The sequence below is a fragment of the Rhizobium pantanalense genome (assembly GCF_030182525.1).
Lineage (GTDB): Bacteria > Pseudomonadota > Alphaproteobacteria > Rhizobiales > Rhizobiaceae > Rhizobium.
Genome location: NZ_JAQJCH010000006.1, coordinates 268,838 through 282,790 on the forward strand (window position 1 = coordinate 268,838; position 13,953 = coordinate 282,790).

The window sequence follows — 13,953 nt, forward strand, 5'->3', positions numbered from 1 at the left end:
CATCAGATGATGTCGCTTTCAATGCCGAAGGCTGCACATGGCAGCCCTCGATCCATTGTCTTGCAGATGATGCGTTTATCTCCGGGCGAGCACCCCGGTCGAAAGTGCCACCCCAAGTCCAGTGACGATTGCGGCTGCAATGCCCGCCATTCCGATTTCCTCGCCGAGCAGAAAGCCGCCGCCGATCGTGGCAAGAACAGGGGTGATGGCGGTGAAGGCTGCGGCCTGCGTGCCACCGAGAGCCTGGACAGCAAGACCATAGGCAAGCGTGGCGGCAAGACCTGATAACAGCCCTTGGCTGACGATCTGCAGGCCGATTTCCGGCAGCGGCACCGAGGCGAGTGAGCTGCCGAAGACAGCGGCCAGGCCGAGATGGATCAGGAACGACCAGACGGCGATGATGGCGCTCGACTGCACGGCACTCAGGCCGGAGCGGCGGAAAGCATGGGTGTAGCTTGCCCAGAGCACGGCTGATAGGGGCAGCAGGGTAAAGCCTTCCCAGGAGATCTGCACGCCATAGAGGCTGCGTGCCAGGAGGATCGCGACGCCGGCGACGATGCCGGCAAGGCCTAGCCAGCGGGTGATATCAAGCCGCTCGCGGAACAACAGTACGCCGATCAGCGCGGTTGCCAGTGGCATGGAACCGCCGAGCAGGATGCCGGCCGACGAGGCGGGTGTGAACTGAATGGCAAGAGTGGTGAGCTGGAAGAAGAGGGCACCGGAGCCGCAGACCATCAGCGCCAGCAGCTTCAGTGGCACGCCCTTCGGCAGCAGGCCAGTCTTCCACCAGACGGGAGCCAGCACCAGGGCAGGAACGCCATAGCGGATGAGGCCGAGATCGATCGTGCCCATCTGCGTTTCGGCCGTATGACGGGTGGCAAGAATCCAGTTTGCCCAGATCAAGACGGTCACGATGGCACCGGCATAGCCGACCATGGTGGGGGTTGCCTTGCGGGTGGAGAGAGACAAAGCGGTCATCGACATATCCTTTCCCAACGATCCGGTTCTCTTTCGAATGAAGAGAAGATAGCGCCGAAGGCCGAGGCATGTCCTTGCTAGTTATGGCTCTAAAATCGTGCTATGAGCAATGATCTGCCAAAATCAATAATTGAGTTCCCCGAAAATGCTAAAACTGGATAAATTCGATATTGCGATCCTCAATTGCCTGCAGGAGGATGCGCGCGCCACCAATGTCGAGATTGCCGAGCGCGTAAATCTCTCGCCGTCGCCCTGCCTCAGGCGCATCCGAAATCTGGAAAAATCCGGGCTCTTGCGCGGCTACCGCGCGGATATCGACCGCAAGCAGGCCGGGTTGGGTCTGACGGTCTTCGTGGAACTCAAGGTCGGTCATCATTCAAAGGAGAATTCCGAGACGCAGCAGGCAGCATTGCTCGCCATTCCGGAGGTCGTCGCCTGCCATCTGATCTCGGGCACGGCCGATTTCCTGGCGGAAGTCGTCGTGGAGGATTTGGCCGCCTATGAGAAGGTGATGTCGGAAAAGCTTCTGGTGCTTCCCGGCGTGGTCGATCTGCGCTCGAACTTCGCGATCCGGACCATCAAGACCAATGGTGCGCTGAAACTGCCTATGCCGGATTAAAAAGGGGCCGTTTCTGGCCCCTTTTTGACGTGAGAGATTTGTTATTCTCAGAGCATCGTTCCGCTGAGGATCAGCAGCGCGACCGAGAAATAGATCACCAGACCGGTAACATCCACCAGCGTCGCGACGAAGGGCGCCGATGCGCTGGCCGGGTCGAGCCGCAGCTTCTGCAAAACGAATGGCAGCATGGAGCCGGCGAGCGAACCGAAAGTGACAATGCCGATCAGGGCCGCGAAGACGGTGAAGGCGACCAGCTGCCAATGCGGGCCGTAGTCGAAGAGGCCGATGGTCTGCCAGAGGATGATGCGGGCAAAGCCAACGAGGCCGAGGATGGCGCCGAGCACGATGCCTGTCGGCAGTTCGCGGAAGGCCACACGCCACCAGTCCGAAAGCTTGAGTTCGCCGAGCGCCAGCGCCCGGATGATCAGCGAGGTCGCCTGCGAGCCGGAATTACCGCCCGAGCTCATGATGAGCGGGATGAAGAGCGTCAGCACGACGGCCTTCTCCAGCTCGCCTTCGAAGTGCTGCATGGCGCTTGCCGTCAGCATTTCGCCGAGGAAGAGGGCTGCGAGCCAGCCAGCGCGCTTGCGGATCATGCCGGCAAAGCTGATCTTCATATAGGGTTGGCCGAGGGCTTCCATACCGCCGAACTTCTGGGCGTCCTCGGTCGTATCGGCGATCATCGTATCGATGACGTCGTCGACCGTGACAATGCCGAGCATCATGCCCTTGTCGTCCACGACCGGGAGCGCCAGCAGATCGTGGCGACGGATCAGGCGGGCGACATCCTCTTGCTTCATCAGCGGCGGTGCCGTCACCGGCGTGCCCTTTTGGGCAACCGTCAGGATACAGGCATCGGGCTCGCCGGTGATGAGACGGCGCAGCGTCACGACGTGCAGCAGCACATTCGTCTCGTCATCGAGCACATAGATGGCATAGACCGTTTCTCGGGAGCGCTCGACCTGGCGAACGTGATCGAGCGTCTGGGCGACCGTCCAGCTCGCGAAAACGCTGACGAATTCCGTCGTCATGATGCCGCCGGCCGTGCGCGGCGGATAGCCCATCAGGCCCTGGATCGCCTGCCTTGCATGCTCGTCAAAGGTCGCGAACAACCGGGCGCGTGCGTCGACATCCATTTCGAGCAGCACGTCGGCGACGCGGTCGTTGGACATGCCATGCAGCAGACGCGCGGCATCTGCATTGCCCATGACTTCGAGAATGGCGGGTGCGTTGCGCAGCTCCGGCCGGTCGAGAATGCGCACGGCGCGCTCTTCCGGCATTTTGGCGAGAATGCGGGCAGCCTCTGCCACGTCTGTTGCGTTTAGAGCCTCGACGCGCTCCGCAATGGTGACGGCGCGATTGTTATTGATAAATGCGCGAGCGGCATTGCCGGCCCGCACGGGAAAGCTGTTGATATTCATTATAGCTCGCCTTTCCGGTCGATCCGCCGTCGTAGCGGATCGTGGCGAGCCGACAGGAGTCGGTTAGTGCACGAATGCTACTGACGGCAAAGGCAATCGACTACTACTGTCGCTAGGCATCGAAAGATGGCTCCGGTTAATCGGCATGGAAAACGCTGTTTCCCACGTGCGGAGAAGTCGCGCCGAAGGCATGAAAAGTCAAGAGGCTGAGGAGCCTAAATGCTCGATCCCGCGATAAAAATTTGTTTAGGCGGCTGCAAATTTTTGCGACGCAACAAAACCCGATGCAAATGCGTTAAAACAAAGCGGCCGGACGATATTCGCCCGGCCCTATTTGTCGCGAATATTGGCCGCTCAGAAGCCCGCCAGAACGACCTTGCCCTTCATCTTGCCGGTCTCGACGAGAGCATGTGCCTTCTTGAGATTGGCGGCGTTGATCGTGCCCGCGGTCTCCGTCAGGGTGGAGCGAATCTTGCCGGAATCGACGAGTCCGGCGATCTTCGTCAGCAGCTTGTGCTGCTCGATCATGTCGGCGGTGTTGTAGAGCGGGCGGGTAAACATCATCTCCCAATGGATCGATATCGCCTTCCACTTGAAGGGCACGACATCGAGCGTCTTCGGATCATCGATCAGGGCGAACCGACCTTGGGGCGCGATGGCCTCGACGATCGAGCCGGTATGATCCGATGTATTGGTCGTGGAGAAGACGAAGGCCGGAGCGCCGATGCCGAGCGCCTCGATCTGCGGCGCAAGTGGTTTCGAGTGGTCGATGACATGGTGCGCGCCCAATTCCTTCACCCAAGCTTGTGTTTCCGGCCGGGATGCCGTGGCGATGATGGTGAGATCGGTCAGCGCGCGTGCAATCTGGATGGCGATCGATCCGACGCCGCCGGCCCCGCCGATGATGAGAATGGCATTGGCCGCGCCGGGAACCGGATCCTGCACTTTCAGGCGGTCAAATAGCGCCTCATAGGCGGTGATCGAGGTCAACGGCAGAGCGGCCGCCGCCGGAAAATCGAGGCTCTTCGGCTTGGCGCCGACAATGCGCTCATCGACCAGATGGAATTCGGCATTGGAGCCGCTGCGATTAATGGCACCCGCATAGAAGACTTCGTCTCCGGGCTTGAACATGGTGACATCAGGTCCAACCGCCTTGACGATGCCGGCAGCATCCCAGCCGATGACCTTGTATTCACCCTCGGGCGGGGCGACGTTGGCGCGGACTTTGACATCGACCGGATTGACGGAAATGGCCTTCACTTCGACGAGCACATCATGACCTTTTGCCTCGGGCATCGGCAGTTCGATGTCGATCAGGGATGTTTCTGCGGAAATGGGTTGTGGCTGCTTGTAGGCGACTGCGCGCATGGGAGAAGCTCCTGGGTTGGTTGCACAGAGGCTAGATGCGCATTATCCTCAAAGGGCGCAAGAATGCACATTTTCTGTACGTAGATACAAAAAGGATACTGTCAAATGTCGGTTCCCCGCTCCAAGCTTGTCGGAAATTTTCCAGGTTGCCCGGTCGAGGCGACGCTGAGCGTGCTCGACGGCAAATGGAAGGGCGTGATCCTGTTTCACCTGATGGAAGGAACGCTGCGCTTCAACGAAATCCGGCGTAAGCTGCCGTCGGTAACGCAACGCATGCTGACCAAGCAATTACGGGAATTGGAAGAATCCGGGCTGCTATCACGCACCGTCTTTCCGGTCGTGCCGCCGCGCGTCGATTATGCGCTGACGCCACTTGGCGCCAGCCTGGGGCCGATCATCAAAGCGATGGCCGTGTGGGGCGAGGAGAATGTATTTTGCCGCGACGGGCGCCAGCAACTGGGCGCCCCCGGCATGTCATGCGCGCCCGGTGCGGCGCTCCAGGCCAACTGAAACGGCGAAGACGGCGAGGCCTCCAACGGAAAGCACCGCGCCGACATAGCCGGTCGCAGCCGCCGTAAAGCCCCAGGAGATCACCAGCCCGCCAAGCCAGGCGCCGAGCGCATTGGCGATGTTGAAGGCGGAGTGATTGGAGGCGGCGGCCAGCGTCTGTGCATCGGCAGCCACATCCATCAGGCGCGTCTGTACGGCCGGGCAGGCGGCAAAGCCGCAGCCGATCAGGAAGACGCAGATGCAGAGCATGATCGGGTTGGCCGCCGTCAGCGAGAAGAGCGTCATGATGACGATGTTGAAAATCATCATGCCGCCGATCGTTCCCTTGATGGAGATATCGCCAAGGCGCGAGCCGACGATGTTACCGACATTCATGCCGATGCCGAAGAGTGCCAACACGACCGGCACCATGGCGGAGCCGAGGCCGGCGACTTCGGTCGTGGTCGTGGCTACGTAGCTGAAGATCGAAAACATACCGCCGAAGCCGACGGCGGCGATGCCCAGCGTCAGCCAGACCTGAATGCGCTTCAACGCGCCGAGCTCGCGCGTGATGCTGGCGCCTTCCTCAACCTTGTCCTTGGGGAGGAAGAGGGCGATCAGCAGCATGGTGGCAAGGCCGATAGCGCCGACCATCATGAAGGCTGCGCGCCAATTCAGAAGCTGCCCGAGGAAAGTCGCGATCGGCGTACCGATCAGCGTCGCGATCGTGAGGCCGAGCATGACCTGGCCGACGGCGCGCACGCGGCGGTGTACCGGCACCATCGAGGCAGCAACGAGGGCGGCAACCCCAAAATAGGCGCCGTGCGGCAGGCCGGTGATGAAACGCAGCGCCGTGAAGCTTTCGAAAGTCGGTGCGAAAGCGCTGGAAATATTGCCCGCGGCAAAGATCGCCATCATCAGCAGGAGCAGCGTGCGACGCGCCATCTTGGCGGCGAGCACGGCGATGATCGGTGCACCGACGACGACGCCGAGCGCATAGGCGCTGATCACATGACCTGCTTCCGGAGTGGTGACGCCGAAGGTGTCGGCAACATTGGGCAGAAGTCCCATGATGACGAATTCACCCGTGCCGATACCGAAGCTGCCGACGGCCAGCGCCAAAGTCACCAGCGCTATGGCGGTGCGAGACGGCGCTTCGACGATGGTCTGGCTATCGAGGGCCTCGACGGAAATATCGCTCACGAAAACTCCTTGGGCGGCGCACGAAATTCAAGCGCCGCGAATGATGCGGCAAATCCCGGCATTCGGCGCTCAGTGCATCAAAATGGAATAAGGGACACGCGGGCATGGACACACCCTTGTTGATACTATCAATGAGGGCAATGTTTCTGTCGCGTGCATTTTTTGCAGTGCAGCATGGCGGATCATGCATAAGTGCGCTGCAGCCGATCTCGGCGAAGCGGCTACAGCGCTTGAAATCGTTCTCTCCAAAACCATCTGAGAAGAAGCGCACGGGCCTTAGCCCCTGATACAATTTGCGGAAAGACCGAGAACCCCCGATGAAGTTGATCGGCTTTTTCAATCGCGATGGCGGAACGTTCCGCACGACTGACATGGCTGCCTATGAAAAGAGAGCGGAGCAGGTCTTCCGTGACGCCGGTCACGATTTCGAAGCTGTTGTCGTGGAGGGGCGCAACGTCGTCTCGGCGATGGAGCGTGCTGCGCGTCGTGATGATATTGACGGGATTGTCGCGGGTGGCGGCGATGGCACCATTTCGGCGGCTGCCGCCATTGCCTGGAAAAACGGCGTCGCTCTCGGCGTCATTCCGGCTGGCACCATGAACCTCTTTGCTCGTTCTCTGCGCCTGCCACTCGATATATGGCAGACGCTGAATGTTCTTGCGACGGGTGAGGTCGACAATGTCGATATCGGCAGCGCCAACGGTCGTGCTTTCATTCATCAGTTTTCAGCGGGCTTGCATGCGCGCATGGTCCGCTACCGCAATGGCTATACCTATCGCTCCCGCATCGGAAAGATGTCAGCCAGTACCCGCGCGGCCTTCGGCGTCATCGCCAATCCTCCGGAATTCGACGTCGACTTCGAGGCCGGTGACATTCGCGAGCGCCGGCACGTCTCGGCGATCTCCGTCTCCAACAATCCCTTCGGCGCCAATGCGCTGCTGTATGCCGACAGCTTGCGCAGCGGCGAGCTGGGTTTCTACACGGCAAAGCCCCTGCGGCCGCTCGGCGTCGCCCGGCTTGCTATCGACATGCTGCGTGGCCGGGTTCGCGAAAATGCCGATGTCATGGTCATGCACGCGCCCGAGGTGCATCTGCATTTCCCGAAACTGCGCCAGCTCGCCAACTGCGTCATGGATGGCGAATTATTGCCGCTCGAGCGCGATGTGACGCTCAAGGTGCATCCGGGTGAGCTCAAGGTGATGGTGCGAGAGGGGACGGCCGCCAGCGTTGCGCGCGAAGGCGCCGTCGACAGCGTCGCTATTTGACGGATTCAGAGACGGGGCAGGTAGGTCCTGTAATCGAAATCGGAAACCGTGCGCAGGTGGCCGAGCGCTTCCTTATGCTTCGTCTCGCCGTAGAGCTTCTGATACCGCTCGCCGAAAATGTCGGCAACGAAGGCTGACCCTCGGAAGCGCTCCACCGCCGTCAGAAAATCATGCGTCAGCTTGGGCGCATCGGCCGGCGCATGAGCCGGTGTCGTCTCTTCACCGGGATCGAGGTCGTTCTCCAGGCCGAGCAACATGCCGCCTAGGATTGCCGCCAGCATGAGATAGGGATTGGCATCCGCACCGGCGACGCGGTGTTCGATGCGTGCGCCTGGCCCATCCTTCTCTGGAATGCGCACGGCCGTGCCGCGATGACCGAAGCCCCAGGTCAGATCGACAGGGGCAAAGGAGCCTGGTTGGAACCGTCGATAGGAATTGGCATAGGGTGCAAAGACCAGCTGCGCGTCCTGCAACGTCTGTAGCAGCCCCGCGCAGATCGACTTCAGTCTCTTCGGCTCACCGCCCGCAGCATCGAGGACATTGCGCCCTTGAGCGTCGATGATACTCGCATGCACATGCAGCCCCGAGCCGGCATGGTCGGTATAGGGTTTTGCCATGCAGGTCGATTTCAGGCCATGCTTGCGCGCCGCCTGCTCGGCCACGCGCTTCAGCATGATGCAATCATCCGCTGCCGCCAGCGCATCCGGGCGATGCAGCAGGTTGACCTCGAACTGGCCGGGGCCGAACTCCGCCGTCGTCGCATCCGCCGGCAACCCCTGCGCCCGGGCGTAGCCGCGCAGCGTTTCGATGTAATCGTCAAGAAGATCGACGGCATCCATGTCATAGAGCTGAAAGCCGTTCGGTTCGCCCTGATAGGTCAGGGCCGGGGGCGGCGAGGGGATGCCTCTTTCGCGCCAGTCTCCGGCCAGAAGATAGAATTCCAGCTCGGTCGCGATGACGGGCGTCAATCCGAGCGCCTTGTAGCGCTCTACCACGGCAGAAAGAATAGCACGTGGATCCTGAAAGCTCGGGCTGCCATCGAGCTCATGCATAGTGGCCAGCACCTGCTTCGATCCCGCCGGCGCCCAGGGCATGTCAGCCAGCGTGCGCTCGTCTGCAACGCAGGTTCCGTCCGGATCTCCGATCGTCAGCGACAATCCGGTTATATTGTCGTTGTCGTCGCCCCAGATATCGAGCGATTGCGTCGAGGTCGGCAGCCGCACGGCGCCGGACCAGACCTTCTTTTCGGCTGAAATCGGGATCTGCTTGCCGCGCAGCCGGCCGTTCATGTCCGAGATCAGCACCTCGATGCGCGCGTTACCTTCGGTTGCGTTGTCGGCCGCCATTCTCTTGTAAATCCCCGATGCTCACGGCATGGTCGTAAACCAAGATAGCTTGCAGTCAAGTCCAGCTGCGTTGCGGCGTCGGTGGACTTGCCTGACAAATGCCAATTCAAAGAGGGTTCGAATAAGCCATGTCCGATACGTCCAGCCGCTCCAATCTCGCTGCCCTCGATGCCGCCCATCACCTCCATCCCTTTGCCGATATGCGCAAGCTCAACGCCGATGGCGCGCGCGTCATCCAGCGCGGCGAGGGGGTCTATATTTTCGATGCGGAGGGGCGGAAGTATCTGGATGGATTTGCCGGCCTCTGGTGCGTGAATATCGGTTATGGGCGCACCGAAATCGCCGACGCTGTCGCAAGGCAGATGAACGAGCTGCCCTATTACAACACCTTCTTCGGCACGACGACTACGCCGGCGACGCTTCTCGCCGAGAAGGTCTGCGCCCATGCCGGGCCGCAGTTCAACCATGTCTTCTTCACCAATTCCGGTTCCGAGGCCAACGATACCTGGTTCCGCATGGCGAGGGTCTATTGGGCTGCCGTAGGCAAGCCGACGAAGAAGACCATCATTGCCCGCAGGAATGGCTATCACGGCTCGACGGTTGCAGGTGCCAGCATGGGCGGCATGAAATACATGCACGAGCAGGGCGACCTGCCGATCCCTGGCGTCGTCCATATCGGTCAGCCCTATTGGTATGCCGAGGGCGGCGATCTCTCGCCGGAGGAATTCGGCCTGAAGATGGCTCGTGAGCTTGAAGCCAAGATCGATGAATTGGGTGAGGAGAATGTCGCAGCTTTCATCGCCGAGCCTGTGCAAGGTGCCGGCGGCGTCATCGTTCCACCGTCCACCTATTGGCCGGAGATCGCACGCATCTGCAAGGTAAGGAACATCCTGCTGGTCTGCGATGAGGTGATCTGCGGCTTCGGCCGCCTCGGCGCATGGTTCGGCCATCAGCATTTCGGCGTCGAGCCGGATCTGGCCCCGATCGCCAAGGGGCTGTCGTCAGGCTATCTGCCGATCGGTGGCGTGCTCGTCAGCGATCGTATTGCCGATGTGCTCATCAATGAAGTCGGCGAATTCAACCACGGCTTCACCTATTCCGGCCACCCTGTCTGCGCCGCCGCCGCCCTCGAAAATCTGCGGATCATCGAGGAGGAAAGACTAGTCGAGCGCGTGCGCGACGATATCGGCCCTTACTTTGCCAAGGCTTGGGGCAGCCTTGCCGATCACGACATGGTCGGCGAAGCCGTCAGCATCGGCTTGATGGGCGGCCTGCAGCTCGCCGCCGATAAATCGACACGCCGCCGTTTCGAAAAGCCTGACACTATAGGTTCCGCCGTCCGCAACCATGCCCTGGCGAACGGCTTGGTCTTGCGCGCCACCGGCGACCGCATGCTGGCCTCGCCGCCGCTCGTCATCAGCCATGAGGAGGTGGATACCATGGTGCGGATCGCGCGTGGCGCGCTCGATGCCGTATGGGCGGAGGTGAGATCATAGCTTTGCCAGCGCCCGGTCGATCGACCGGAGTCTAGGCGTCCTGATGATCGCGATCGAAGATCTTGCGCACGATGTAGTTTGGCGAGAGATCGTCGCGATAATAGATGCGGGCGATCATTTCGGCGAGGATGCCTGTCGTGATCATCTGCACCGACGACAGGAGCAGCACGACGCCGACCATCAGCAGCGGACGACTGCCGATATCGTCGCCGAAGATGAACTTGTCGATGAAGAGCCAAAGCAGGACCAGGGCGGCAAGCGCGCCGAGGCCAAGGCCGAGCGAGCCGAAGAAGTGCCCCGGCCGCGCCTTGTAGCGCATGAAGAACATCACGGACAGCAGATCGAGGATGACGCGGAAGGTGCGCGAGATCCCGTATTTCGAGGTACCGTGCTGCCGGGCATGGTGGGTGACCGGGACTTCGCCGATCCGCGAGCTCGGCACGACGCCGGCAACCCAGGCGGGGATGAAGCGGTGCATCTCGCCCATCAGCTTGACCTGCTTGATGATGGAGGAGCGATAGATCTTCAGGCTGCAGCCATAGTCGTGCAGTTTGACGCCGGTGATGCGGCCGATCAGGTAGTTGGCGCACCAGGAGGGAATCTTGCGCAGCAGGAGGCCGTCCTGCCGGTTCTTGCGCCAGCCGACCAGCAGATCGAGCTGGCGCCGCTCCAGCTCCTCGACCATGGAAGGAATGTCCTTCGGGTCATTCTGCAGATCGCCGTCCATGGTGGCGATGAGACGGCCGCTCGCCGCATCGATACCGGCCTGCATGGCTGCCGTCTGGCCGAAATTGCGCTGAAGCTCGACGATGCGCAGCGTCAGCCCTTCCTGCGAAAGCGACCGGCGGGCATTGACGAGCGTCGCGTCCGTGCTGCCGTCATCGACCAGGATCAGTTCCCAGGACTTGGCATAGCCAGCCATGGCGGAACAGATGCGCTCGATCAGCGGTCCGACGCTTTCTTCCTCGTTGAAGACGGGCACGACCAGCGAAAGCTCGAGAGGGCTTGCCGGATCGGCCTGGGGGAGGGTCGACTCTGCCGTTGTCTGCAACACTTCTTTCTCCTAAAAGACCGGCAGTACTTGCCGGACGAAACGAGCGAAAAGTCCGGTTTCAGCCTTCCGCTCGTATTTGGGTGCCCTAACTACATGAAGACTCCGACGGTTGCCAGCCGACAGAATTGGTTTATTCGCAACCGAATGACGCTCTTGACGCTCGCCGTAGTCGTGGCCTACGCCGCCTTCATCGAATGGTTTTGGGGCTGGAGCTCGATCCTGGCACAATGGGGCAAGGTCGGCGCACTGCCGATCCTCCTGGCTCTGGCGCTTCTGACAAGCACCTATTTCCTGCGCACATGGCGCATCTACGATTATTTCCCGAAGGAAACCTCGGGTCATTTTGCGGCGCTGTTTCGCGTGACGCAGGTTCATAACCTGCTGAATATCATGATGCCCTTCCGCACCGGAGAGACCAGCTTCCCGGTGCTGATGCGCTCCGAATTCGGCATTCCGCTGGCCCGCGGCACCTCGGCGCTGTTGGTCATGCGGCTGCTCGACCTGCATGCGCTGCTGGCTGCCGCCGGTGTCGGCCTTGCACTTGCCTCGCCCCATCACGTTCTTGCCTGGATCGTATGGGCGGCCTTCCTGCTGCTGCCGGTCGCGGGTTTCGCTTCCCGCCAACCGCTAATCCGCCTTGCCGCCCGCACCCTGCCGAAGAAGGTGCAAGGACTGGTGCACGAGCTGGAGCGCGGCCTGCCGGTCGATAGCAGCGCCTTTGCGCGCGCCTGGCTGACGACCATCGTCAACTGGCTCGTCAAGGTCGTGGTGCTTGCCTGGGCACTTGGCCTCATGAATGTGACGCCGCTTTCGGCAAGTTTTGGTGGCGCGCTCGGCGGCGAACTATCCTCAGTTCTGCCCGTGCATGCGCCCGGAGGCGTGGGCACCTATCCGGCCGGCATCACGGCCGGAGCCATGGCCTTCGGTGCATCGGGCGAGAAAGCGGCGATTGAAAATCTCGCCCAGGCCAGCATTAATGCCCATCTGCTGATCGTGGTCTCAGCGCTGACGGGAACCGCGATCGGATTGCTTGTTTCGCGCAAACGGGTGACCGCGCTCTGAAAGCTTGTGATGCGCTTCAATGTCGGGTCGTCTTATCGTAAAGCTCAGCCAATCGCTTGCGCAGGAAAGTCTGCTCCGGCGCCTGCTGGCATAGCGAAAGCGCCGTTTGATAGGATTGCCGCGCCTCGTCCGTCCGGCCAAGCTGGCGCAGGAAATCCGCCTTCGCCGCATGGGTGAGATGATATCGTGCCATACGCTCCTCCCGCAACAGCCCGTCGACGATGGACAATGCTGCAGCAGGCCCGTCGCGCATGGAGATGGCCACCGCCCGATTGAGCTCGATCACCGGGGATGGGCTTGCGATCAGCAGCAGGTCGTAAAGTGTCACCAACTGCCGCCAGTCGGTGTCGTCCGCGGTTGCGGCGCGCGCATGTTCCGCCGCGATCGCCGCCTGCAGGGCATAGCTGCCGACGCTCTCCGCGGACATGGCCCGCGCCGACAGTTGCAGGCCCTCGCGTATCTGGCCATGATCCCACAGCGCACGATCCTGATCGACGAGCAGAACGAGATCGCCGGAGGTATCGGTACGCGCATGCCGCCGCGAATCCTGCAGCAGCATGATTGCAAGCAGCCCTTCAACTTCCGAATCCCGCAATAGCTGCAGCAAAAGCCTGCCGAGCCGTATGGCCTCCGCAGCCAGATCGGCGCGCACGATCGCAGAGCCGGAGGAGGCCGAATAGCCCTCGTTGAAAACGAGGTAGATGACATGCAGCACCTGTGCCAGCCGCTCCGGCAGCTGGGTCTTGTCAGGCACCTCATAGGGAATGTTGGCGGTGCGTATGCGGTTCTTGGCGCGGACGATGCGCTGAGCGACTGTCGGAGCCGGAATCAGAAAGGCATGAGCGATCTCTTCCGTAGTCAGCCCGCACACCTCCCGCAACGCCATCGCCATCCGCGCTTCGGCGGGAATAAGCGGGTGGCAGCAGGTGAAGATCAGCCGCAGCATGTCGTCCTCGATCTCTTCATGTTCGGCGATCTCCATTGCCTCTCCCTCCGGATAAAGGCTCTCGGCAATATCGGAGCGGGCGGTGTCAAAGCGCGCTCGCCGCCTGATATGATCGATGGCGCGAAAGCGTCCGGCGGAGACGAGCCATGCATAGGGATTGGCCGGGATCGTCTCCTCCGTCCATTGCTGCGCCGCCGCCGCGAAAGCATCATGGAGCGCTTCCTCGGCCCGGTCGAAATCACCGAGCAGACGGATCAGCGTTGCCAGCACGCGGCGCGAGTGGCTGCGGTAGATGCTTTCGAGGGTTTGGTTCAGCGACATGGATGTCAGGATGTCTCCGCCAGGTCTCCCCGCAGAGTGAGGATACGAACCGGGCGGATTTCGACGGCGCCATAGCGCGCCGAGGGAATGCGCTTGGCGATCCCGGCTGCTTCCTCAAGATCGGGAGCTTCGATGAGGTAGAAGCCGGCCAGATGCTCCTTCGTCTCCACGAACGGCCCGTCCGTTACCGAAAATTTGTCGCCGTCTGGACGGATGACGATCGATTTGTCCCGAAGCGCCAGCGCATCGGAAACGATCATGGTACCGTCCTGCCGTAAGCCCTCATCAAAGATGAAGTGCTCGGCGATCAGATGGTTCATCTCGTTCGGCGTCAATCGTCCGTCGACATCGACTGTCGTGTAGATCAGGCACAGAAACCGCATAT

General features: G+C 61.2%; 13 protein-coding genes. 5 read left to right on the plus strand and 8 right to left on the minus strand.

Annotated features, from left to right (window positions below; genetic code table 11):
• Positions 1-75: 75 nt before the first annotated feature.
• Positions 76-978: a DMT family transporter gene (locus tag PH558_RS17230; RefSeq protein WP_285205721.1), complete on the minus strand. Its 903-nt coding sequence runs from the start codon at positions 976-978 to the stop codon at positions 76-78.
• A 145-nt stretch (positions 979-1,123) separates the two neighbouring features.
• On the opposite strand from PH558_RS17230, the gene PH558_RS17235 reads away from it, so the two are divergent.
• Entirely contained in the window at positions 1,124-1,597 is a 474-nt protein-coding gene (locus PH558_RS17235) for an Lrp/AsnC family transcriptional regulator (protein ID WP_285205722.1), read from the plus strand.
• A 47-nt stretch (positions 1,598-1,644) separates the two neighbouring features.
• Here PH558_RS17235 and mgtE read toward each other — a convergent pair whose 3' ends face one another.
• Positions 1,645-3,018 (minus strand): magnesium transporter, encoded by a 1,374-nt coding sequence (gene mgtE, locus PH558_RS17240; protein ID WP_285205723.1) that lies wholly within the window; start codon positions 3,016-3,018, stop codon positions 1,645-1,647.
• 354 nt (positions 3,019-3,372) lie between these two features.
• Positions 3,373-4,386 (minus strand): zinc-binding alcohol dehydrogenase family protein, encoded by a 1,014-nt coding sequence (locus tag PH558_RS17245; RefSeq protein WP_285205724.1) that lies wholly within the window; start codon positions 4,384-4,386, stop codon positions 3,373-3,375.
• A gap of 105 nt (positions 4,387-4,491) precedes the next feature.
• On the opposite strand from PH558_RS17245, the gene PH558_RS17250 reads away from it, so the two are divergent.
• The gene (locus PH558_RS17250) at positions 4,492-4,896 is read left to right on the plus strand and encodes a winged helix-turn-helix transcriptional regulator (RefSeq protein ID WP_285205725.1); all 405 of its coding nucleotides are present in this window, start codon (positions 4,492-4,494) and stop codon (positions 4,894-4,896) included.
• On the opposite strand, the gene PH558_RS17255 is transcribed toward PH558_RS17250, so the two are convergent.
• Positions 4,861-6,078 carry an MFS transporter gene (locus PH558_RS17255; RefSeq protein ID WP_285205726.1) on the minus strand — a complete coding sequence of 406 codons (1,218 nt, stop codon included), beginning with the start codon at positions 6,076-6,078 and terminating at the stop codon, positions 4,861-4,863. The two genes, PH558_RS17250 and PH558_RS17255, sit on opposite strands and share 36 nt — an antisense overlap.
• Positions 6,079-6,395: 317 nt before the next feature.
• Here PH558_RS17255 and PH558_RS17260 point away from each other — a divergent pair, with 317 nt between their 5' ends.
• Positions 6,396-7,343 (plus strand): diacylglycerol/lipid kinase family protein, encoded by a 948-nt coding sequence (locus PH558_RS17260; RefSeq protein ID WP_113229469.1) that lies wholly within the window; start codon positions 6,396-6,398, stop codon positions 7,341-7,343.
• 5 nt (positions 7,344-7,348) lie between these two features.
• Here PH558_RS17260 and PH558_RS17265 read toward each other — a convergent pair whose 3' ends face one another.
• A complete protein-coding gene (locus PH558_RS17265) occupies positions 7,349-8,689 on the minus strand; it encodes a glutamine synthetase family protein (RefSeq protein WP_095434330.1) in 1,341 nt (446 codons plus the stop codon).
• A 128-nt stretch (positions 8,690-8,817) separates the two neighbouring features.
• Between PH558_RS17265 and PH558_RS17270 the strand changes: the two genes are divergently transcribed.
• Entirely contained in the window at positions 8,818-10,185 is a 1,368-nt protein-coding gene (locus PH558_RS17270; RefSeq protein WP_285205727.1) for an aspartate aminotransferase family protein, read from the plus strand.
• 31 nt (positions 10,186-10,216) lie between these two features.
• On the opposite strand, the gene PH558_RS17275 is transcribed toward PH558_RS17270, so the two are convergent.
• Positions 10,217-11,236 (minus strand): glycosyltransferase family 2 protein, encoded by a 1,020-nt coding sequence (locus PH558_RS17275; protein WP_285206024.1) that lies wholly within the window; start codon positions 11,234-11,236, stop codon positions 10,217-10,219.
• A gap of 96 nt (positions 11,237-11,332) precedes the next feature.
• Between PH558_RS17275 and PH558_RS17280 the strand changes: the two genes are divergently transcribed.
• A complete protein-coding gene (locus PH558_RS17280; protein WP_285205728.1) occupies positions 11,333-12,301 on the plus strand; it encodes a lysylphosphatidylglycerol synthase domain-containing protein in 969 nt (322 codons plus the stop codon).
• A gap of 16 nt (positions 12,302-12,317) precedes the next feature.
• Here the strand turns inward: PH558_RS17280 and PH558_RS17285 are convergent, their stop codons facing one another.
• Entirely contained in the window at positions 12,318-13,562 is a 1,245-nt protein-coding gene (locus PH558_RS17285; RefSeq protein WP_285206025.1) for an RNA polymerase sigma factor, read from the minus strand.
• An 11-nt stretch (positions 13,563-13,573) separates the two neighbouring features.
• A complete protein-coding gene (locus PH558_RS17290; RefSeq protein WP_095434335.1) occupies positions 13,574-13,951 on the minus strand; it encodes a YciI family protein in 378 nt (125 codons plus the stop codon).
• Positions 13,952-13,953: the final 2 nt, after the last annotated feature.

Coding starts and splice junctions, on each gene's coding strand:
- PH558_RS17235 (WP_285205722.1), top strand. CDS start 1,124: ATGCTAAAACTGGATAAATTCGATATTGCGATCCTCAATTGCCTGCAG.
- PH558_RS17250 (WP_285205725.1), top strand. CDS start 4,492: ATGTCGGTTCCCCGCTCCAAGCTTGTCGGAAATTTTCCAGGTTGCCCG.
- PH558_RS17260 (WP_113229469.1), top strand. CDS start 6,396: ATGAAGTTGATCGGCTTTTTCAATCGCGATGGCGGAACGTTCCGCACG.
- mgtE (WP_285205723.1), bottom strand. CDS start 3,018: ATGAATATCAACAGCTTTCCCGTGCGGGCCGGCAATGCCGCTCGCGCA.
- PH558_RS17290 (WP_095434335.1), bottom strand. CDS start 13,951: ATGCGGTTTCTGTGCCTGATCTACACGACAGTCGATGTCGACGGACGA.
- PH558_RS17230 (WP_285205721.1), bottom strand. CDS start 978: ATGACCGCTTTGTCTCTCTCCACCCGCAAGGCAACCCCCACCATGGTC.
- PH558_RS17280 (WP_285205728.1), top strand. CDS start 11,333: ATGAAGACTCCGACGGTTGCCAGCCGACAGAATTGGTTTATTCGCAAC.
- PH558_RS17265 (WP_095434330.1), bottom strand. CDS start 8,689: ATGGCGGCCGACAACGCAACCGAAGGTAACGCGCGCATCGAGGTGCTG.
- PH558_RS17245 (WP_285205724.1), bottom strand. CDS start 4,386: ATGCGCGCAGTCGCCTACAAGCAGCCACAACCCATTTCCGCAGAAACA.
- PH558_RS17270 (WP_285205727.1), top strand. CDS start 8,818: ATGTCCGATACGTCCAGCCGCTCCAATCTCGCTGCCCTCGATGCCGCC.